This is a genomic window from Pseudomonas sp. PS02303 (genome assembly GCF_029959925.1).
Classification (GTDB): domain Bacteria; phylum Pseudomonadota; class Gammaproteobacteria; order Pseudomonadales; family Pseudomonadaceae; genus Aquipseudomonas; species Aquipseudomonas mandelii.
This window is the reverse complement of record NZ_JASCOM010000583.1, coordinates 1-276: the sequence shown is the minus strand read 5'-3', so window position 1 is coordinate 276 and position 276 is coordinate 1. Positions and strand designations below refer to the sequence as shown.

The following is a 276-nucleotide window of genomic DNA, read 5'->3' as shown; positions in this document are numbered from 1 at the left end:
CGGCACCTTCACCATCACCGCGCTCGACGGTGTGCAAACCCTCAGCGTCGGTGGCATCAACGTGGTGGTCGGCGGCGTGTCCGCAGGCTTCCCGCAATCGATCGTCACACCACTCGGCAGCACGTTGACCATCACCGGGTTCGACAGCGCGACCGGCGTAGTCAGTTACAGCTACACCCTGGCCGATAACGAAGCGCATCCGACGGCCAACGGTGCCAACGGGATCTCCGAGCAATTCGCCGTCACCGTGGTCGATGACAACGGCACCACCGCCAA

At 63.8% G+C, this 276-nt stretch carries 1 protein-coding gene; it reads left to right on the top strand.

Annotated elements, in window-relative coordinates; all coding sequences use genetic code 11:
- On the top strand, nucleotides 1-276 hold a 276-nt coding region (locus QMX98_RS34960), incomplete at both ends, for a hypothetical protein (protein ID WP_282412109.1).